Annotated in this window: 18 protein-coding genes and 1 tRNA gene; 10 read left to right on the top strand and 9 right to left on the bottom strand. The window is 42.1% G+C overall.

Translation table 11 applies throughout. From position 1 onward, the window contains the following. Window positions 1-42: 42 nt before the first annotated feature. The 7 genes from D1136_RS08305 (at window position 43) to D1136_RS08275 (ending at window position 6,260) form a co-directional block, all read left to right on the top strand. Window positions 43-118: transfer RNA gene (locus D1136_RS08305), tRNA-Gly, on the top strand. 102 nt (window positions 119-220) lie between these two features. After that, on the top strand, window positions 221-2,341 hold the full coding sequence (locus D1136_RS08300; protein WP_161877168.1) for an HRDC domain-containing protein: 2,121 nt from the start codon (window positions 221-223) through the stop codon (window positions 2,339-2,341). 1 nt (window position 2,342) lies between these two features. Then, window positions 2,343-3,233 carry an ROK family protein gene (locus tag D1136_RS08295; RefSeq protein ID WP_161877167.1) on the top strand — a complete coding sequence of 297 codons (891 nt, stop codon included), beginning with the start codon at window positions 2,343-2,345 and terminating at the stop codon, window positions 3,231-3,233. A gap of 44 nt (window positions 3,234-3,277) precedes the next feature. Further along, on the top strand, window positions 3,278-3,856 hold the full coding sequence (locus D1136_RS08290; protein ID WP_161877166.1) for an RNA polymerase sigma factor: 579 nt from the start codon (window positions 3,278-3,280) through the stop codon (window positions 3,854-3,856). A gap of 170 nt (window positions 3,857-4,026) precedes the next feature. Further along, window positions 4,027-4,551 carry a gamma carbonic anhydrase family protein gene (locus tag D1136_RS08285; RefSeq protein ID WP_161877165.1) on the top strand — a complete coding sequence of 175 codons (525 nt, stop codon included), beginning with the start codon at window positions 4,027-4,029 and terminating at the stop codon, window positions 4,549-4,551. Window positions 4,552-4,585: 34 nt separating this feature from the next. Next, window positions 4,586-5,245, top strand: a complete 660-nt coding sequence (gene rpe, locus D1136_RS08280) for a ribulose-phosphate 3-epimerase (RefSeq protein ID WP_161877164.1) — start codon at window positions 4,586-4,588, stop codon at window positions 5,243-5,245. Window positions 5,246-5,255: 10 nt separating this feature from the next. Continuing rightward, entirely contained in the window at window positions 5,256-6,260 is a 1,005-nt protein-coding gene (locus D1136_RS08275; protein WP_161877163.1) for a cell division ATP-binding protein FtsE, read from the top strand. Window positions 6,261-6,341: 81 nt separating this feature from the next. Here D1136_RS08275 and D1136_RS08270 read toward each other — a convergent pair whose 3' ends face one another. From D1136_RS08270 to mazG, 3 genes are read right to left on the bottom strand one after another with little or no spacing between them, the layout of a single operon-like run. Next, a complete protein-coding gene (locus D1136_RS08270; protein WP_161877162.1) occupies window positions 6,342-7,181 on the bottom strand; it encodes a S1 RNA-binding domain-containing protein in 840 nt (279 codons plus the stop codon). Between the two features lie 42 nt (window positions 7,182-7,223). Next, window positions 7,224-7,622, bottom strand: a complete 399-nt coding sequence (locus D1136_RS08265) for a hypothetical protein (protein WP_161877161.1) — start codon at window positions 7,620-7,622, stop codon at window positions 7,224-7,226. 13 nt (window positions 7,623-7,635) lie between these two features. Beyond that, complete coding sequence (gene mazG / locus D1136_RS08260; RefSeq protein WP_161877160.1) at window positions 7,636-8,433, bottom strand: nucleoside triphosphate pyrophosphohydrolase; 798 nt, start codon at window positions 8,431-8,433, stop codon at window positions 7,636-7,638. A 245-nt stretch (window positions 8,434-8,678) separates the two neighbouring features. Here mazG and D1136_RS08255 point away from each other — a divergent pair, with 245 nt between their 5' ends. After that, window positions 8,679-9,632: a PhoH family protein gene (locus tag D1136_RS08255; RefSeq protein WP_161877159.1), complete on the top strand. Its 954-nt coding sequence runs from the start codon at window positions 8,679-8,681 to the stop codon at window positions 9,630-9,632. Between the two features lie 30 nt (window positions 9,633-9,662). Further along, window positions 9,663-10,607, top strand: coding sequence for a phosphoribosylaminoimidazolesuccinocarboxamide synthase (locus D1136_RS08250; protein ID WP_161877158.1), 945 nt, complete (start codon window positions 9,663-9,665; stop codon window positions 10,605-10,607). Between the two features lie 56 nt (window positions 10,608-10,663). Here the strand turns inward: D1136_RS08250 and cdaA are convergent, their stop codons facing one another. Next, window positions 10,664-11,449: a diadenylate cyclase CdaA gene (cdaA, locus tag D1136_RS08245; RefSeq protein WP_161877157.1), complete on the bottom strand. Its 786-nt coding sequence runs from the start codon at window positions 11,447-11,449 to the stop codon at window positions 10,664-10,666. Window positions 11,450-11,597: 148 nt separating this feature from the next. On the opposite strand from cdaA, the gene D1136_RS08240 reads away from it, so the two are divergent. Continuing rightward, entirely contained in the window at window positions 11,598-12,227 is a 630-nt protein-coding gene (locus D1136_RS08240) for an outer membrane lipoprotein carrier protein LolA (protein ID WP_161877156.1), read from the top strand. Window positions 12,228-12,296: 69 nt separating this feature from the next. On the opposite strand, the gene ychF is transcribed toward D1136_RS08240, so the two are convergent. The 5 genes from ychF to D1136_RS08215 all read right to left on the bottom strand — a co-directional run bounded on the left by ychF (window position 12,297) and on the right by D1136_RS08215 (window position 19,042). After that, complete coding sequence (ychF, locus tag D1136_RS08235) at window positions 12,297-13,397, bottom strand: redox-regulated ATPase YchF (protein WP_161877155.1); 1,101 nt, start codon at window positions 13,395-13,397, stop codon at window positions 12,297-12,299. 80 nt (window positions 13,398-13,477) lie between these two features. Continuing rightward, a complete protein-coding gene (locus tag D1136_RS08230) occupies window positions 13,478-14,095 on the bottom strand; it encodes a DUF5715 family protein (RefSeq protein ID WP_161877154.1) in 618 nt (205 codons plus the stop codon). A gap of 53 nt (window positions 14,096-14,148) precedes the next feature. Beyond that, the gene (locus tag D1136_RS08225) at window positions 14,149-15,102 is read right to left on the bottom strand and encodes an alpha/beta hydrolase (protein WP_237567029.1); all 954 of its coding nucleotides are present in this window, start codon (window positions 15,100-15,102) and stop codon (window positions 14,149-14,151) included. Window positions 15,103-15,293: 191 nt separating this feature from the next. Continuing rightward, window positions 15,294-17,306 (bottom strand): thioredoxin family protein, encoded by a 2,013-nt coding sequence (locus D1136_RS08220; protein ID WP_161877152.1) that lies wholly within the window; start codon window positions 17,304-17,306, stop codon window positions 15,294-15,296. Between the two features lie 185 nt (window positions 17,307-17,491). Continuing rightward, entirely contained in the window at window positions 17,492-19,042 is a 1,551-nt protein-coding gene (locus D1136_RS08215) for an Rne/Rng family ribonuclease (RefSeq protein ID WP_161877188.1), read from the bottom strand. Window positions 19,043-19,209 lie beyond the last annotated feature (167 nt).

The following is a 19,209-nucleotide window of genomic DNA, read 5'->3' as shown; positions in this document are numbered from 1 at the left end:
TATTATCTTCGCATCGTCAAAATAAGAGTTGATTGATTTTATGCGAAAATAGCTCAGTTGGTAGAGCACGACCTTGCCAAGGTCGGGGTCGCGGGTTCGAGTCCCGTTTTTCGCTCCACGTGCCGGATTAAATCCGGCATTTTTTATTCTATTCCGGCTCTTGCTCCAAGAAAGTTAAACATCTTTTCCGTATATTTGTAAAATAAACTTTTCGGGCGTTATGGATATAAATCCTCAGTTAGAACTGGCTTTTAATTTTGTGGAATTTACCGGAACAAGTGTTTTTCTGACCGGAAAGGCAGGTACCGGAAAAACTACTTTTTTGCGGGAGTTAAGAGCACGCTCGCCCAAAAGAATGGTTGTACTGGCTCCGACGGGCATCGCTGCCATCAATGCGGGTGGAGTAACCATCCATTCTTTCTTTCAGTTACCTTTCGGGCCTTATCTGCCGGGAAACCACGCAGGGAATTCTACCGGAGAGAAACGTTTTACGAATAAATTCAACCGGGAAAAGATCGATATTATCCGTAGTATGGATTTATTGGTCATCGATGAAATCAGTATGGTCAGGGCTGATTTGTTGGATGCCATCCATGATGTGTTATGCCGTTATCGGGACAGAGACAAACCTTTTGGCGGAGTACAATTGTTACTGATCGGGGATTTGCAACAGTTGGCGCCGGTGGTCAGAGAAGAGGAATGGGAATTGTTGAAGGGAGTTTATTCTTCTCCTTTTTTCTTTAATAGCCTTGCTTTGCAGCAATTGCCTTATTTTTGTGTGGAATTGACCCGGGTTTACCGGCAAGCTGATGTTTTTTTTCTTCGTTTATTAAATCAAATCCGGGAAAATCGGGCGGATGCCGATACATTAAGACTGTTGAATCAACGATATATTCCCGGATTTAATCCGGATGACAGTGAAGGCTATATTGTTCTGACTACACACAACCATCAGGCTCAGCAACTCAATCAGAAAAGACTGAAGCAGATTGAAGAGCGGGAATATACTTATAAAGCAGAGGTAAAGGATGATTTTCCGGAATATGCTTTTCCGACTGATGCTTCCCTGGTATTGAAAAAAGGTGCCCAGGTGATGTTTGTAAAAAATGATTCTTCATCAGAGAAAAGATATTATAATGGAAAAATTGGCAGAATAACCGCACTTAGTCCTGAACATATTTTAGTACGTTGTGCAGACGGGAAAGAGGCTATATCTGTAGAACGGGAAGAGTGGAATAACACCAGGTACAGCATAAATCCGGAAACCGGAGAGATCATTGAAACGGTCACTGGTTCTTTTAAACAATATCCGTTGAAGACAGCCTGGGCCATAACCATCCATAAAAGCCAGGGACTTACTTTTGAAAAAGCAGTTGTGGACGCAGCTTTTGCATTTACGCACGGACAAGTTTACGTGGCTTTAAGCCGTTGCAAAACGCTCGAAGGACTTGTACTGGGGTCTCCTTTGAGATTGGAGGCTTTGGTAAATGACCCTACTGTGAAGGAATATACAGAATATGTGCAACGGAATGTTCCCGAAACCAGACAGTTGCAGGAGGCACAACAGGAATATTATCTGTTATTGCTGAAAGAATTATTCGATTATTCCCTGATTGTAAGGAAGTTACAGTATGCCACCCGGTTAGTTTGTGAACATTTGTGGAAATTATATCCTGAATTGGCCGAACGGTATAAAATGCATAGGGAACGTTGCTACAAAGAATTATTGGAAGTCGGGGAACGGTTTCAAATGCAGTTGGAAGAAGGGGTAAGAAAAAACAAGAAGTATGAGGAGGATGAATGGATCCGGGAAAGAGTGATAAAGGGAGTGGAGTATTTCCGGGAAAAGACCCGGATACTTCTGGTAGAGTTGTTGGAGTCTACTCATCCTGAGACAGATAATAAGGAAACCCGTAAAACACTGGAGGAGGCTTTAATGCGTTTACAGCAGGAGATAGAGGTGAAAATGACTGTATTAGAAGGTTGTCGGGAAGGCTTTGGGGTAAAAGCATATTTAAGTCTTCGCGCCAGAGCTCTGTTGGAAAAACCGAAACGGAGGACGAAAAAGGAAAGCAATAAAGTGGAAGCCGGCGGGGATATATTACATCCCCGGTTATATGAAATATTACGTATGTGGCGTAAGGAAGAGGCACTCCGATTGAAATTGCCTGCTTATACCGTATTGCAGCAAAAAGCTTTGCTGGGTGTTGCCAATACTATGCCAACCAGAAGCAAGGAACTTCTGGCAATACCCGGAATTGGCAAAAAGGTCGTAGAACGTTATGGAATCCGGTTGTTGGAAATTGTAGATGAGTATCGATTAAAAATAAATGGAGATTAATATGGAAAATAGTTATGTTTTAGGAGTAGATATCGGCGGTTCGCATATCGCTTGTCAGATTGTGAATTTAAAGGAATGTCAACCCCTGAAAGAAAGTTATGTAGAGGTAAAAGTACCTGAAAATGAGGCTGCCGGTGTGATCTTATCGGCATGGGAGAAAGCTTTGAACACCTGTATTCAAAAGATGCCGGATATTGAAATTACCGGTATGGGGGTAGCCGTACCTTCTCCTTTTGATTTTGTGAACGGTATTGCGATGGCGGAGCATAAATTCGCTGCTTTGAAAGGGTTAAATATCCGGGAAGAACTATCCCGGGTGACAGGGATAAAGCCGGAGTGTATTTTATTTACGAATGACGCTGCGGCCTTTGGAATGGGGATATGGCGTTGTCATGGAAAGAAACATCATCATCTGATAGGAGTGACTTTGGGGACGGGGTTCGGAGCTTGTTTTATTGTTGACGGGTGTTATGCAACCTTTGGGCCGGGAGTCCCCGTTGGCGGGGAATTGTGGAATTGGCCTTTCAGGGGAGTGATCGCGGAGGATTATGTATCTACCCGCTGGTTTGAGAAACGTTTTAGAGAATTGACCGGAGTAAAAATATCAGGATTAAAAGATATGGTAGGCCTGTATGAACAAGGGAAGTTTTGCCGGGAAGCAGAACAGGTTTTCCGTGAATTTTCCACAGCATTCGGAGAAATTATGCTGCCCTTTATGCAGCGTTTTGAAGCCGATAGTCTGGTTATTGGCGGAGGGATGGTACAGGCCGCTCAATATTTTCTGCCTCAGATAAGGCAATATTTTGAAAATAACCATGTCAGGGCGTCAGTAGATATTTTTACCGATACTACTTTGGCTATTATTACCGGTGCAGCCGCCTTGTGTGATTGATATTTTATTTTGAAATGCTATATTTGTGCAGTTATCGAAAGAATATGACAATCACAGAAAAAGATTTCGGAGGATTTATAAAAGGGGATGAAAAATCCTTCGAAATTATTTTTCGCCAATATTATAAGACACTGGTATCTTTTGCGATGCACTACGGCCTTGAACAGATGGAAGCTGAAGATGTTGTCATTGAGGTAATGCATCGTATCTGGGAAAAGCGCACGGAAGTGCAATCAGCTGCAGCTCTGAATAGTTTGTTTTTTACTGCCGTACAAAATCGTACAATAAATGTCGTACGTAATCTTAAAAACCGGAATCGGATTCTTCAATCACAAGAGCAACAGGAAAAAGAATTCTATAATTATGTGACGGAGGAAGAAATTACCCGTTTGCTGGATGAGGCGATAAAGGCGTTGCCGGAAAAATGCAGGACAGTTATATTGCTGGTATTGCAAGGAAAAACAACTGCCGAAATTGCCGGAGAAATGGGAATTTCCGTAAATACGGTAAGAACTTATAAGATGCGTGCCATCCGGATATTACAAGACCGGTTATCAGGTAATCCTTTTATATTGTGGATGATTTTACTCCGTTTGGATAGTACCCCATTGGGCAGATATTAAAACGTAACTTTGCAGGAGGCGTAAATCTGGCAAAGAGCATGACCTTTCTTCTTAAAAAATATCCATCCTGTTATACTTTCTATTAAAAATTAAAAATTAGCTCTCCCATTCCAATTGCCTTTTAAAGCTTATTTTGTAACTTCGAAGCCTGATAAGAAAAGATTCTCAATATGGCTATAATCAAAAAACTAAACGGGCATGTTCCTCAATTTGGAAAAAATTGTTTTTTAGCGGACAATGCCGTTATTATCGGTGATGTAGAAATGGGAGATGATTGCAGCATCTGGTTCGGGGCCGTACTCCGGGGAGACGTGCATTCCATCCGGATAGGTAACCAAGTCAATATTCAGGACAATGCCGTCATTCACGCCACTTATCAAAAATCCCCCACTCACATCGGCAACCACGTTTCAATAGCCCATAACGCCGTTGTTCACGGCTGTACCATCCACGACAATGTGTTGATCGGTATGGGAGCCATAGTTCTGGATAATGCCGTCATAGAAAGCAACACCATCATAGCCGCCGGCAGCGTAGTGACCAAAGGTACTGTTGTCGAATCCGGATGGGTGTATGGCGGTATTCCCGCAAAAAAAATCAAACAAATGGGAGAGGAATTATTAAAAGGAGAAGTGGAAAGAATCGTAAATGCTTATTCCATGTACGCAAGCTGGTATAAACAAAGTGAAGAATAAGCTAAATTGAATATCATAACTTAAATACACAAAAATGAGTGTTATTGTTTCTCCTTCACTACTTTCCGCAGATTTTTTGAATCTGGGCAAAGATGTGGAAATGGTCAATAAAAGTGCAGCAGATTGGTTTCATTTGGATATTATGGACGGTGTATTCGTTCCCAACATCTCCTATGGTTTGCCGATTGTAGAACAAATAAAGAAGATTGCCTGCAAACCTCTGGACGTACATTTAATGATTGTCCAGCCGGAGCGTTATATTGAAGCCTTCCGACAGGCAGGAGCCGATATTCTGACCGTTCACCTGGAAGCCTCCACTCATTTACACCGCACTCTGCAACAAATAAAATCCTGCGGAATGAAAGCCGGAGTGGCCCTGAATCCGCATACCCCGGTTCATTCATTAGAAGATATCATCCAAGATATTGACGTGGTCCTGATCATGAGTGTTAATCCGGGATTCGGTGGTCAGTCTTTTATTCCACATTCCTTGGAAAAAATCAGAAAATTAAAAAAATTAATACAGGCAACCCAAAGTAAAACTTTAATAGAAGTAGACGGAGGAGTAAATACCCAAACCGGTCAAGAACTGATAAACGCAGGTGCAGACGCCCTGGTTGCCGGCAGTTTTGTCTTTAAATCTCCACATCCGGCAGACACCATCCGAATGTTGAAAGAATTGAAAACCGAGTAAGAAATAAACTATGGCTGATAGCATTATTAAAATGACAGGAGGAGTAATCCGCCAACAAGCAAATACCATACTCAAAAATGTCAACATTGAAATTCAAAGCGGGGAATTCATATATCTTATCGGTAAAGTCGGTAGCGGAAAAAGTTCGTTCTTAAAAACCTTATACGCCGAATTGCCTTTAGAATACGGAACTGCGGAGGTGGCTGGTTTTCAATTAAAAAAAATCAAAAAATCACAAATACCATTACTCCGTAGAAAATGCGGAATTGTATTCCAGGATTTTAAACTATTGATTGACAGAAGTGTATACGATAATCTGGAATTTGTACTCCGGGCTACCGGATGGAAAAACAAAAAAGCCATCAAAGAAAGAATCGAAAACGTATTGGAAAAAGTAGGCATGTCAGAGAAACAAGATAAAATGCCTCACCAACTTTCCGGAGGAGAACAACAACGCATCGTCCTCGCACGGGCACTCTTGAACGCTCCCCCTTTGATTCTGGCAGACGAACCAACCGGAAATATCGACCCCGCAACCTCTTATAAATTGGTAGAGCTGTTAAAAGAAATCTGCAATACAGGCAAAACGATTATTATTGCCACCCATCAATATGACCTCATAGAAAAATACCCGGGTCGGGTTCTCTGTTGTGAGAACGGAGAATTATTTGAAAAATCTGATTTCGCCGGATGTAACTGTGAAGAGGGGACCTCAATTCTTCCCGTCGAAGAGACTGTTCCTGCTATCCAGGAACCGGACCTTCCAGAAAAGGAAACTGACGAACAAGAAATCATATCTGAAACCGCCTCCACGGTAACGGAAGAAACAAACGAACAGCCGACAGAAGAAACCCAAGAAGATATCTTATCCCTTATCGGGAAGTTGGATTACCCGGAAATTACAGCTTTTGATTACGAATTGGAGCAACTTCCGGAAATCAAACCCGAAGAAGAAAAGAAAGAAAATACCGCTTCACCGGCATCCCCTGTGATGGATTTAGAATTGATTGACTGATTCTTGACCGGTTCTCCGGAACCATCATTACAGAAGCCCAGACAGAACATAAAACCGCATAAGACGAACTCTTAAAACATGTTAGTCTTCAGGTTTTAAGCAAACTTCCGTATCTTTAATTTCGATAATCCCCTGTTTCAACAAGGTCCCCAAAGCTTTCTTATAATTCTTTTTACTACAACCGAAAACACGGTATATCTCTGCCGGCTCACTTTTATCAGAAAGGTCCAATACTCCGCCATAATCTTTCAGCTTCTCCAAAATCATCCCCGCCAATCCTTCAATTTTTCCATATCCCGCGGGTTGCAGAGAAACATCTATTTTTTCATCTTCACGCACTGTCTTGATATAACCTCTCATCTTCTGCCCGATCTTAAGAGGCCGAAATATCTCATTGTCATACACCAACCCCCAATGAGCATGATTGACAATGACAGCATATCCTAAATCGGTCTTACGGGCAATCAAAACCTCTACTTCTTCTCCCGGTTCATAATCCGGAAATACCTGATCCAAAAATTTCTCAATCTTTGTCGAAGCAACAATCCGGTCAGATGCCTTATCCACATAAGCATACACCAAATAGGATTTTCCTTCCACCATAGGGTCACGCTGTTCCCGAAAAGGCACAAATAAATCCTTCCGCAATCCCCATCCCAAAAAAGCACCCACCTTACTGACCGCCACCACTTTCAGAAAAGCAAATTCCCCCACCTGTATGGCCGGTATTTCCGTCGTAGCCACAATCCGGTCTTCAGAGTCGAAATAAACGAATACCTCTACTTCATCGTCCGGACTACAATTGGTCGGTACATATTCTTTGGGCATCAGAATCTCACCTCGTTCACCCCCGTCCAGATAAACTCCGAAATCAACTATCTTTACAACAGTCAGTGTATTATACTTACCTATTTCTACCATGTATTTCTATATTTCTGTTTCCAATCAGACAAAAACAGGCCATCACCTCTTACTTCTGTCCGGAATTTCATTTACAAACTTTAAACTCACATCATCTTGCAACTTTTCAAAAACAAAGTAGCCCTCTATCCCCTGTTCATCCCGGCTCACTCCACGAATCGTCGTCTCATCCACCAACAGCCCGAACCAATAGTCCAACTCGTAACTCACCGGAAAATCAGCATGGATCACATCAAAACCGGTAGCTTCCAGTTTAACCTTCTTTTCCTCCTGTATTCCGGTCAGAAACTCCTGAATCATATAAGGAACTTCCCCCTTCAAACGATCGGAAAAAACAATCCTTCCGGACAACTCCTTCCCTTCTTGTTTCAGATACAATTCACCTTCAGCAACTCCATTCCCGTAATTTTCAAAATATCTCCATTTTCCCGTCAAATTCATGTCTATATCTACATCATTTATGACAAGTTGAAACCTTCTGCTTAGCTTCCTGCCAAAGCATTTCCATCTCTTCCAGACTCATATCCTGCAAAGTCTTTCCTTCTCTCTGAGCACTTTCTTCAATATAGTTAAACCTTCCGATAAATTTCCGATTCGTTTTTTCCAATGCATTCTCCGGATTTATCCCATATAAACGGGCAGCATTCACTACAGAAAACAAGAAATCTCCAAACTCTTCTTCCATTTTTTCGGGATCAGCCTTTTGAACTTCCGCTTCAAACTCTTCCAATTCTTCTTTCACTTTTTCCCACACTTCTTCTTTCTGCTTCCAGTCAAACCCCGCTCCCCTGGCTTTATCCTGAATGCGGTAAGCTTTCACTAATGCCGGTAAAGCCTGAGGGACCCCCTCAAGAACTTTATGCTTACGTCCTTTTTCCTTTAATTTCAATTGCTCCCAATTCTGGACTACCTCCTCAGCATTCTGTACCTTCACCCCGCCGTAAATATGCGGATGACGGTATTTCAATTTCTCACAGATTCCGTGCAACACATCCGAAATATCAAAAACCTGTTGTTCCTGTCCTATCTGGGCATAAAAAACAATATGCATCAGCAAATCCCCCAATTCCTTCTTCACTTCTGCCAAATCATTTTCCAGAATAGCATCTCCCAACTCATATACCTCCTCGATAGTCAATGCCCTCAATGTTTCCATGGTCTGTTTCCGGTCCCAGGGACATCCAGACCGCAAAGTCTCAATAATCTCCAATAATTCAGCAAATGCTTCTTTTTTAATCTCTAATTTTTCCATGAATACATGCTTTAGCCAAATTCAAACCATAGCCTCCCAACAAAATATTCCACAGCCTCCGTATACCTTTTTCACCATTCACCTGATTTTCATCCGCAAAAATAAGGTATTTTTTTGACAAAAAAATTGATTTACTACACCTGATAATATTAAAAAAGACGCTACATTTGCTTGATATTTGAGAAACGAAAAGTCAAGCATTGAATCAGGTTTTATGCAAAACCAAGGCGTTTATTAAAAGTTTCATGATCGAAAAAAGAATAAGTATAGGCAATATTGATCCCCTGGACTTTTATGGAGTGAACAACTCTAAATTTAATATCCTCAAAGAATATTTTCCCAAACTGAAGATTACCGCACGAGGGGATGAAATTATCCTGCAGGGAGAGGTAAACGACATAGAAGTAATCAGCAATAAAATCAATGCCCTGTTAGAGCACTACCACCGTTATAATATGCTGACCGTTGCCAATCTGAAACGCATCATCCTGGAAGACAATCAAGTAACAGACCCGGAAGATGCAGAATCGGTTATTTTGTTCGGTCATGCCGGCAAAGCAATCCGGGCACGTACCACCAACCAACGCACTTTGATAGAGCTGGCACGTGCCAATGACCTGCTTTTTGCCACAGGCCCGGCAGGCTCCGGGAAAACCTATACGGCCATCGCCTTGGCAGTAAAAGCACTCCGCAACCGGGAGGTAAAACGCATCGTACTCAGCCGCCCGGCAGTGGAAGCCGGAGAAAGCCTGGGATTCCTGCCTGGCGATATGAAGGAAAAAGTAGACCCTTATCTGCAACCTCTGTATGATGCACTTTCCGACATGATTCCTCCTAAAAAATTGGAAGAATATCTGGAATCGGAAATCATCCAGATTGCTCCGCTGGCTTACATGCGGGGACGCACACTGAACGATTCCTTCGTTATTCTGGATGAAGCCCAGAACACAACCCGCAACCAATTGAAAATGTTCCTGACCCGAATGGGAGTCAGTGCCAAGTTCGTCATCACCGGCGATATGAGCCAGATTGACTTACCCCGACGGAACGATTCCGGCCTGATTCATGCCTTTAAAATCCTCAAAGACATTAAAGGCATTGCCTTCGTGGAATTTAACTCAGATGACATCGTACGCCACCGTCTGGTAAAAGACATCGTCAAAGCCTATCAGAAAGAAGACGAAACTTTCGAAAAATAAAGATTATATTGAACATTAAATATTAAAGTTATGGACGCCATCGTAAAAACAGATTTCCAGTTTCCCGGACAAAAAAGCGTATATAAAGGAAAAGTACGCGATGTATACGACATCAACGACGAATACTTAGTCATGGTAGTATCAGACCGTATTTCAGCTTTCGACGTAATCCTGCCCAAAGGAATACCTTACAAAGGACAAGTACTAAATCAAATCGCGTCCAAATTTCTGGATGCCACCTCCGATATAGTACCAAACTGGAAAATTGCTACCCCGGATCCCATGGTCACCATCGGACACAAATGCGAACCCTTCAAAGTGGAAATGGTAATCCGCGGTTATTTGACCGGAAGTTCGTGGCGGGCTTATAAAGCCGGTGAACGGACAATCTGCGGCCTGCCCTTGCCCGAAGGCATGAAAGAAAACCAGAAATTCGATTCTCCACTCATTACCCCAACCACCAAAGCCGATGAAGGACATGATGAAAATATTTCAAAAGAAGAAATCATCGCTCAAGGTTTAGTAAGCCGGGAAGACTACGAACAGATGGAAAAATATACATACGCCTTATTTAAGCGTGGCACAGAAATAGCTGCCGAAAAAGGATTGATTCTGGTAGACACCAAATACGAATTCGGTAAGAAAAACGGAAAAATATACCTGATCGATGAAATCCACACGCCCGATTCTTCCCGCTACTTCTATGCTGAAGGCTATGAAGAAAGATTTACCAAAGGAGAGAAACAAAAACAACTCTCTAAGGAATTCGTCCGCGAATGGTTGATGGACAACGGTTTCCAGGGACAAGCCGGACAACAGGTTCCGGAAATGACCCCGGAAGTCGTGGCAGGCATTACCGACCGTTATATTGAACTTTTTGAACACATCACCGGACAAAAATTTGAAAAAGCAGAAGGCGGAAATATCCTTAAACGCATTGAAAATAACGTAAATGACTGCCTGAAAAAATTATAACCAATCCCTAAAAAAGAGCTCCGGCAAATGCCGGAGCTCTTTTTATTTTCCCATTCCTATTTCGTAACGAAACCGGCAAAATCATTTGCCAGAAATTTTTTCAACTCTTCAGGACTCACCCTTACTTTATAATTCCCGTCCTTAAAAAAAGTAATATTACCAGTCTCTTCACTAACCACCACGACATAAGCATCACTGACCGAGCTTAACCCCAAAGCTGCCCGATGACGCAACCCCATACTGCCCGGAATATCCGTGCGGTCCGATACAGGTAAAATGCAACGGGCCGCCAGGATTTTATTGTCATTAATAATCACAGCACCATCATGAAGAGGGGTATTTTTGAAAAAAATATTTTCAATCAGTTCATCTGTCACTTTAGCTTTTATCAATACTCCTGTCTGAGCATAGGTATATAATTCCGTATTTTGCTGGAAAACAATTAAAGCACCGGTTTTCGTGGCTGCAAAATTAGTACATGCCTCTACGATAGCATCCGACACATTCTCCTGGATTCCCGGTTTGGCAAATAATTTTTCCAGATTAAAAATATTCTGCAAATTATACCGGCTGCCGACCAACAATAAAAAACGGCGCACCTCCTGCTGGAAAACAATCAACAAAGCAATCACCCCCATACCGATAAACTGCCCCAGAATAGAAGAAATCAGTTCCATATTGAAAGCCCGTACCAGCAACCAGGCCACATAAAAAGTAAAAATACCAGCGAAAATATTAATAGCCGCCGTCCCTTTCACCAAACGATAAATTTGATAAAAGATAAAAGCTACAATCAAAATATCCAGAATGTCGAAAAAGCCCAATTTGATGAATAATAACATATTATTCCAGAATTATGTTTTTAATTTCTAACTAAGCAGGTTACATTCTACCCTTTGGAGGATTAATCATTTTATTCCACAAATCTAAATAAAATTTCAGAATATACAGTACATTCCTTATCTTTGTATTAAATTTAAAATGAATGCTATGCGATACTTTACAACCTTACTCTGGATTATGATAGCTTTCAGCGTTCTGGCACAGAGCGATCCAAAAGCCAGAGAAGTTCTTGACAAAGCTGCCGCCAGGTTCAAAGCCTATCCGGCTGCAGAAATAGATTTCACCCTGGCTATGGAAAACAAAGCAGAAAACATCCAGGAAACCCACTCCGGAAAAGCATGGATGAAAGGCAATCTGTACAGACTCGACCTGATGGATGTTGAAAACTATTACGACGGTAAAGTGATTTACACTTATATGCCTGAAGTAAAAGAGGTAAACATCAAAACTCCCAGCGATGAAGAAGAAGGCTTTCTCAATCCGGCAACTTTATTCGATATCCACAATCAAGGCTTCAATCAGAAACTACTCAGCACAAGTAATGATGTCGCTTACATAGAACTTTACCCCAAGGAAAAGAAAAATATAGAAAAAATCGGAGTATGGGCCAAACTATCCTCCTCTTCCATTCAAAAAGTGACTTCTTTTGGTAAAGATGGAAACAATGTAATAATTACCATTAAAAACATCAAATCCATAAATCCGGCTCCATCGGATGATTTTTTCAAATTCGATACAACCCAGCATCCGGATGTGGAGATAATCGATATGAGATAGAAGAAACAGCAAGAGGGTGCCCGTAAGGACACCCTCTTCATATTATTCTTATCGGTTGATCGTATCAGCCTATACGTTAAAGCGGAAATTCATCATATCCCCATCCTGCACAATATATTCTTTTCCCTCAACCGACATCTTTCCGGCTTCCTTGCATTTGGTTTCAGAACCGTAGTGAATAAAATCTTCATATTTGATTACTTCAGCCCGTATAAAACCTTTCTCGAAATCAGAATGAATAATTCCGGCAGTCTGGGGAGCTTTCATCCCCTTACGAAAAGTCCAGGCTCGCACTTCTTTCGGACCGGCAGTAAAATAAGTCTGCAAATTCAACAAATGATAGGCCGTGCGGATCAATTTGTTTACCCCAGCTTCTTTCAGGCCTAAATCCTCCAAAAACATTTGTTTCTCCTCGTAAGTTTCCAGTTCGGCAATATCAGCCTCAATAGCCGCACCAATCACCAGAACTTCGGCATTCTCATTCTTCACAGCCTCCTGTACGGCTTCCACATATTTATTTCCATGAACAACAGAAGCTTCGTCCACATTGCAAACATACAATACCGGCTTAGCCGTAAGCAACTGTAAATCCTTGGCAGACTCCTGCTGTAATTCGTCCAATACTACTGTCCGGGCAGACAAACCTTTCTCAAGGGCATTTTTATACATATGCAATACTTCCACCAAACGTTTTGCTACAGCATCCCCCCCTGTCATCGCCCGTTTTTCTTCTTTCTGCAAACGATTTTCAACTGTTTCCAGATCTTTTAATTGCAATTCCGTGTCTATGATTTCTTTATCCCGGATAGGATCGACACTTCCGTCCACATGAACGATATTATCATCGTCAAAACAACGCAACACGTGAATAATGGCATCCGTTTCCCGGATATTGGAAAGAAATTTATTTCCCAATCCTTCGCCCTTGCTGGCTCCTTTCACCAAACCGGCAATATCCACAATTTCCACAACGGCCGGCACCACATTGGCCGGATTGACCAATTCCACCAATCTATTTAAACGTTCATCCGGAACAGTAATCACTCCTACATTCGGCTCAATGGTACAGAAAGGAAAATTGGCCGATTGAGCTTTGGCATTACTCAAACAATTAAACAACGTGGACTTCCCAACATTAGGCAGGCCCACGATACCACATTGTAAACCCATAAATATGAAGTAAAAAATAAACACAAAAAGTGAAAAAATCACTCAGTCATCAGTGTGCAAAAGTAGTACAAATTTTTATATTATCGTACAGTAACATGAAAACATCCCTGTTTAAATTCATAGCGCACGAAACACTTCTTCTGCTTGCGCAAATCCTGCAATACTTCTGCCAAAACAGATTTCAACTTATCTGTCTCTTCCTTGGCAGCCCCTTTATACCGGGCATAGGCAATGTCAAAAGTAGTTCCGTAAACATGGGCAGAATTGGCACTGGCATTCATATTCTTCTTTCTCAGTTTCTGCACCGTTCCGGCAGTACGTAATACACTTGTAACGATAATCTTTCGGTCCGGCAACCCCTTGCTATCCAAAGAATCCCGGAAATTTTTCCCAATTTTCCGCAAAAGTTCCTCTGCTTTCGGCACTAAATAAGGAACCGAATGGGTAAGTTCATCCAACTCATAATAACGTCCGGAAGAAAGACCGCTTAATTTACCCTTCTGCTGCTGAAAATCCTTCTCGGAAGTCACGGGGCGTATACCCCAACGACGGGCAGCCTCCAGATGTTTATCATTCAAGTCATTAAAGGTTCTTTGATAATGCCGGAAATATTTAAAGCTCCCTTTCTTCTTTTCTCCTCCGCATCCGGAAATCCCGATGAACAACAAACAAATTAACAGATACCTCACCACGTACATACCATTTTTATTTTAGTTATCAAAGATAATGCAAGACGGAAACAGAAACAAACTTATTCAAACCCGGTTGAAGGATAGTAAAGAAAAGAAGCCGAAAGAGACAACGCATAACAAAATGCCAGTGATTGTCCCGGCACCGTAATGAACAAATGCACGGTGGCGGGTAGTTCATAGCGGGAAACCTTGACACCAAGGTGATTTAAACGAGCAGCAAATTCCCGGCCCTGAGTACATAAAATATCGCGTTCGGCAGCAACCAAAAGCGTGGAAGGCAACCGGGACAGCAAGCTGTCAGGAGCATGGGCTACAGACACCAGGTAATGGTGTGACTCCCCGGGAGCATAAGCCCGGTTAAACGCTTCCATCAATTCGCTATCCAAGGCAAAACCAGAACCATAAAGCCGCCAGGACGCTGAATGGTCCGGATAAGCCAAAGTCACCGGATAAAAAAGGAGAAGCGAACGCAACAAAATCGTATCTGAAGAAAGCAGACTCAATGCTGTTGCCACGGCAAGATTACCTCCAGCGCTATCTCCTCCGACAGAAACCAAGTGGCCGGCACTGCCCCATTCTCCCGCATGTTGCACGGCAAATCGTACAGCATCAATGCAATCGTTTAATCCAAAAGGGAAAGAAGCTTCGGGAGCAAGGGCATAATCAACAGCAAGAACGGAAACTCCTGCCCTCGCAACAAGTTCTCCACAAAAACGGGAACAACTGTTAATGCTTCCGAATGTCCATCCTCCACCATGAAAATAAACCAGCAACGGACGCAAAATGTCTGCCTTCACAGAAGGCGTATACAGACATAAACGAGGAGTCAGAAAAGTAGCAGACACACCATAAGGTAAAGGAGAAGGTACATTACGGGAATGACGCACCCGGTTCAATGCCTCAGTGTCTCCTTTCGTAGCACGGTATACAGCTTCTGTCTGTTCAGCCTGCAATCCTTGCGGAAGGGTAGAGAGAAACGCATCCGCCTCTTTCCGCAAAGCGACTGTATCCATATCCAGACAAAGTGTCTGGGCACAAAGCCGGAAACTTTCCCCAAAAAATAAAACAAAAAAAACAAAAATCCGGATCATATCTTATCAACCATTAAACGGGTAAAGATAATAAGTCAAAGGCAAAGCCCATCGCCCCATCATAAAAAAAGCGGAGTTTCCTCCGCTTTCTTTCCGATTTATTCATCAGAACATTATTTATTTCCTCTTTTTTTATACTCCTCCAAACCTTTTTTTAGGAAAGCGACAAACGCATCCTTATCCAAATCATGGCCGCGTGCAGGAGCCAGCACATGTTGTTGCAGGTTTTCATCATTTCCTCCCCGACTGTCCAACAATATATAGTTCGGCTGCGCATTCGAATCAAATTTCTTGATTTGGAAATCCGCATTTTTCTTTCCTAAAGTTTTTTTCTTTTTGCCGTCATATTCAGAAACATACCACTCCTCTTCCGGCAAGGTCGTCTTATCATCCACATACAAGGCCACAATCACATAGTCATTTCTTAACATATCTGCAACCCGTGGGTCTGCCCACACCGTTTGCTCCATTTCACGGCAATTCACACAACCATGTCCGGTAAAGTCAATAAACAACGGTTTATTCTGGGCCTGAGCACATTTCAAAGCCTGTTCGTAATCAAAATATCCGTCTAATCCATGAGCTAAATGGAGGAAATCAGCATATTTCGGAGCTTCACAGGCCTCATTGGCAACCGGAGCAATTCCATTCACTACACCTCCACTCTTTGCCACCTGTTTAACGTTTTCACGTACAATCCGGTTTATATCAAAATCTATGGTCTCCTGCGGAGGGAAATAACCGGCCAACGCTTTCAGCGGTGCTCCGAACATACCGGGAATCAAGTAAACGACAAAAGCAAAAGTCGCAATGATAAAAGCCAAACGAGGCACTCCAATATGAGTCAGTTCGCTGTCATTGGCAAATTTGAGCTTACCCATTAAATAAAGGCCCTGCAGAGAGAAGATGGCAATCCAGATAGCAATATATACTTCCCGGTCCAATAATCCCCAATGGTAAGTCTGATCGGCCACCATTAAAAACTTAAAGCCCAAAGCAACCTCTATAAATCCCAACACTACTTTAACCGAATTAAGCCATCCTCCGGATTTCGGTAAATTACTTAACTTGGAAGGGAAAAAAGCAAAAAAACCGAAAGGTAAAGCCACTGCTACAGAAAAGCCAAGCATACCGACAATAGGACGTAAAACTGAGCCCCGGGCCGCTTCAACCAACACGGTACCCACGATAGGAGCCGTACAGGAAAAAGAAACCAAAACCAAGGTAAACGCCATAAAAAAGGCCCCGATATATCCGCCTTTATCTGCCTGTGCATCGGATTTATTTACAAGCCAGGAAGGAAGTACAATCTCAAACGCCCCAAAGAAAGAGGCCGCAAAAATCATAAAAATGACAAAAAAGAATACATTAGGCACCCAGTTGGTACTTAGCCAATTGATAAAATCAGCTCCTAAAAACATCGAAATAATCAATCCCAAAGCCGTATAAATAGCTATGATCGAGAAAGAAAAGAACATCGCTTTTGCCTTGGCTTTCGCTTTATTGCTATCCCCATGCATAAAGAAAGAAACCGTCATGGGAATCATGGGAAACACGCAGGGCATAACCACTGCTGCCAAACCGGCAACAAAAGCCAGCCAGAAAAACAGCCACAAAGAATCATCCTGGGAAGCCTCCCCGGCAGGAACAGCACCTGATTCAGTCACATTTTCCTTCACCTTAATATCAAAAGCCTCTTCGAACATCACACACTGTCCTTCCCGGCAAACCTGATATTCCAAAGTTCCTTTTACCACACCGACAGCAGGGTCAATTACTTTGATTCGCTGCGTAATCACATATTCATGCTCAAACGACAAAACATCTACTCCAAAAACAGCATCATGCTTCTTTTGAGGTTCATTTTCTGTGGCTTTTCCTACCAACTCAATCCCTTTCCCAGCCTCTTCCAGCGTCAGAGTTGTGGCCATCGGCCCCCCGGCAGGCGTATACATAGAATAGATATGCCATCCTGGCTGAATGGAAGCCCGGAAAGTCAGTTCATATTCATCATTACCCAAACTTTTCTGCGTAAACGACCAATTGGAAGGATTGGCTACCTGGGAAAAGGCAGCAAACAGACCGATAAATACAGTCAATAAAAAAATAAGTAACCCCTTTTTCATACAATTATTAATATAAATCATCAAATCAGTAGTAAATTTTAGACAAAAATATCATTAATTTTTTCCCACCTTAAACCCTATTCCAAGTTTAACATATAATTAATGGCGGGAAAAATGATTTTCAAATTTCTTTAAGAGAAAAAAAGGTAAAAAACGGAATATCGTTTTTTACCTTTCATAAAGCTTTATTTTACGCCTTCCAGTTCCCGGTTATACCGATTATAAAAATGATATTCGTAAATATAAAAAGAAGGAACATCTATAATCTTCAGGGAAATATGGTAACGAAAAGCCCATCTACGGCGCAGGGAGAAAAGTCCTTTTTTAAGGTAAGCACCCACAAAAGGATGAACTTTCAAAATAATCGTCTTATTTTTCTTTTCACAAACGTAAAATTCCAATTCATCCTCTATCTTGTCAACAATCAAAATGGCAGCTTCAGCTTTACCGCTACCGTGGCACACCGGGCACAATTCCGTCGTGTCCACTGTCATGGCAGGGCGCACCCGTTGACGGGTAATCTGCATTAAACCAAATTTGCTCAAAGGCAAAACCGTATGTTTGGCCCGGTCGATTTCCATGCACTCTTTCATCTTCTCAAACAGCTTCTGCCGATTCTCCGCTTTCTGCATATCAATAAAATCGATTACAATGATCCCCCCCATATCACGAAGCTGTAATTGTCGGGCCACTTCCTCGGCGGCTGCCAGATTCACCTCCAAAGCATTGCTCTCCTGATCATCACCCAGTTTTGCCCGGTTACCACTATTCACGTCGATCACATGAAAAGCCTCGGTATGTTCTATAATCAGGTAGGCTCCATTTTTAAAGGAAACGGTTTTTCCCAAAGACGACTTAATTTGCTTATCCACCCCAAAATGATCCAAAATGGGTATTTCAGGAGAGACATACTTGACGATATCTTGTTTTTCCGGAGCGATAGTACTCAAAAAATGTTTAATCTCCTTACTTAAGGTAATATCATTCACGTAGATATTTTCAAAAGTAGGATTCAACATATCCCTCAGGATGGCACTAGTACGGTCAATCTCTCCCAGGATTAATTTGGGAGGCTCCATATCCCTGATGTGCTTGAAAGCAGTCTCAAAACGTTCGACCAACTCCTTCAGTTCAGCATCAAAAACCGCCACTTTCTTCCCTTCGGCCACAGTCCGGACAATCACCCCGTAATTCTTCGGTTTGATGCTTTCAATCAAACGTTTCAGTCGTTTCCGTTCCTCCGACGATTTGATTTTCTGGGACACAGAAACTTTATCCGCAAAAGGCATCAGTACCAGATTCCTGCCCGCAATACTTAATTCGGAAGTCAAGCGCGGCCCTTTGGTAGATATAGGTTCTTTCGCCACCTGAACCGCAACCCATTGCCCCACAGTCAATATATCTGAGATTTTGCCTGTCTTGTTGATCTCCGGTTCCAGTTTCAGTTTCGATACTGACATTCCTTTACGGGCAATACATTGCTTAATATAACTATCCAGCGAATGAAACTGGGGACTTAGATCCAGATAATGCAAAAAAGCATCTTTCTCATACCCCACATTTACGAAAGCAGCATTCAACCCCGGCATGATTTTTTTCACCTTCCCCAAATAGATATCCCCTACAGCAAATTGCATACTGGTCTTTTCCTTGGTTAATTCTACCAATTTCTTTTCTTTCAACAGCGCAATTACAATCTCTTCCGCCTTAACATCTATAACTAACTCACTACTCACTGCTATACTATTATTAATCTTTATTTTTTCAACAAATAAACCTAAAGACACATGCCTTTAGGTTTAAATCTTTACTCACAAACGCAAAGAATTACTTCTTCTTATGACGATTCTTTCTCAGTCTTTTTTTCCGTTTGTGGGTAGCCATCTTATGTCTTTTTCTTTTT

This window comes from Odoribacter sp. Z80, from assembly GCF_009935865.1.
Classification (GTDB): Bacteria; Bacteroidota; Bacteroidia; order Bacteroidales; family Marinifilaceae; genus Odoribacter.
Note: the sequence above shows the minus strand (reverse complement) of the source record. Positions and strands in the feature narration are given on the sequence as shown.

Bases quoted from the DNA above. Each gene is read 5' to 3' on its own strand.
- D1136_RS08300 (WP_161877168.1), top strand. From the start codon at position 221: ATGGATATAAATCCTCAGTTAGAACTGGCTTTTAATTTTGTGGAATTT.
- D1136_RS08295 (WP_161877167.1), top strand. From the start codon at position 2,343: ATGGAAAATAGTTATGTTTTAGGAGTAGATATCGGCGGTTCGCATATC.
- D1136_RS08290 (WP_161877166.1), top strand. From the start codon at position 3,278: ATGACAATCACAGAAAAAGATTTCGGAGGATTTATAAAAGGGGATGAA.
- D1136_RS08285 (WP_161877165.1), top strand. From the start codon at position 4,027: ATGGCTATAATCAAAAAACTAAACGGGCATGTTCCTCAATTTGGAAAA.
- rpe (WP_161877164.1), top strand. From the start codon at position 4,586: ATGAGTGTTATTGTTTCTCCTTCACTACTTTCCGCAGATTTTTTGAAT.
- D1136_RS08275 (WP_161877163.1), top strand. From the start codon at position 5,256: ATGGCTGATAGCATTATTAAAATGACAGGAGGAGTAATCCGCCAACAA.
- D1136_RS08270 (WP_161877162.1), bottom strand. From the start codon at position 7,181: ATGGTAGAAATAGGTAAGTATAATACACTGACTGTTGTAAAGATAGTT.
- D1136_RS08265 (WP_161877161.1), bottom strand. From the start codon at position 7,622: ATGAATTTGACGGGAAAATGGAGATATTTTGAAAATTACGGGAATGGA.
- mazG (WP_161877160.1), bottom strand. From the start codon at position 8,433: ATGGAAAAATTAGAGATTAAAAAAGAAGCATTTGCTGAATTATTGGAG.
- D1136_RS08255 (WP_161877159.1), top strand. From the start codon at position 8,679: ATGATCGAAAAAAGAATAAGTATAGGCAATATTGATCCCCTGGACTTT.
- D1136_RS08250 (WP_161877158.1), top strand. From the start codon at position 9,663: ATGGACGCCATCGTAAAAACAGATTTCCAGTTTCCCGGACAAAAAAGC.
- cdaA (WP_161877157.1), bottom strand. From the start codon at position 11,449: ATGTTATTATTCATCAAATTGGGCTTTTTCGACATTCTGGATATTTTG.
- D1136_RS08240 (WP_161877156.1), top strand. From the start codon at position 11,598: ATGCGATACTTTACAACCTTACTCTGGATTATGATAGCTTTCAGCGTT.
- ychF (WP_161877155.1), bottom strand. From the start codon at position 13,397: ATGGGTTTACAATGTGGTATCGTGGGCCTGCCTAATGTTGGGAAGTCC.
- D1136_RS08230 (WP_161877154.1), bottom strand. From the start codon at position 14,095: ATGTACGTGGTGAGGTATCTGTTAATTTGTTTGTTGTTCATCGGGATT.
- D1136_RS08225 (WP_237567029.1), bottom strand. From the start codon at position 15,102: ATGGATACAGTCGCTTTGCGGAAAGAGGCGGATGCGTTTCTCTCTACC.
- D1136_RS08220 (WP_161877152.1), bottom strand. From the start codon at position 17,306: ATGAAAAAGGGGTTACTTATTTTTTTATTGACTGTATTTATCGGTCTG.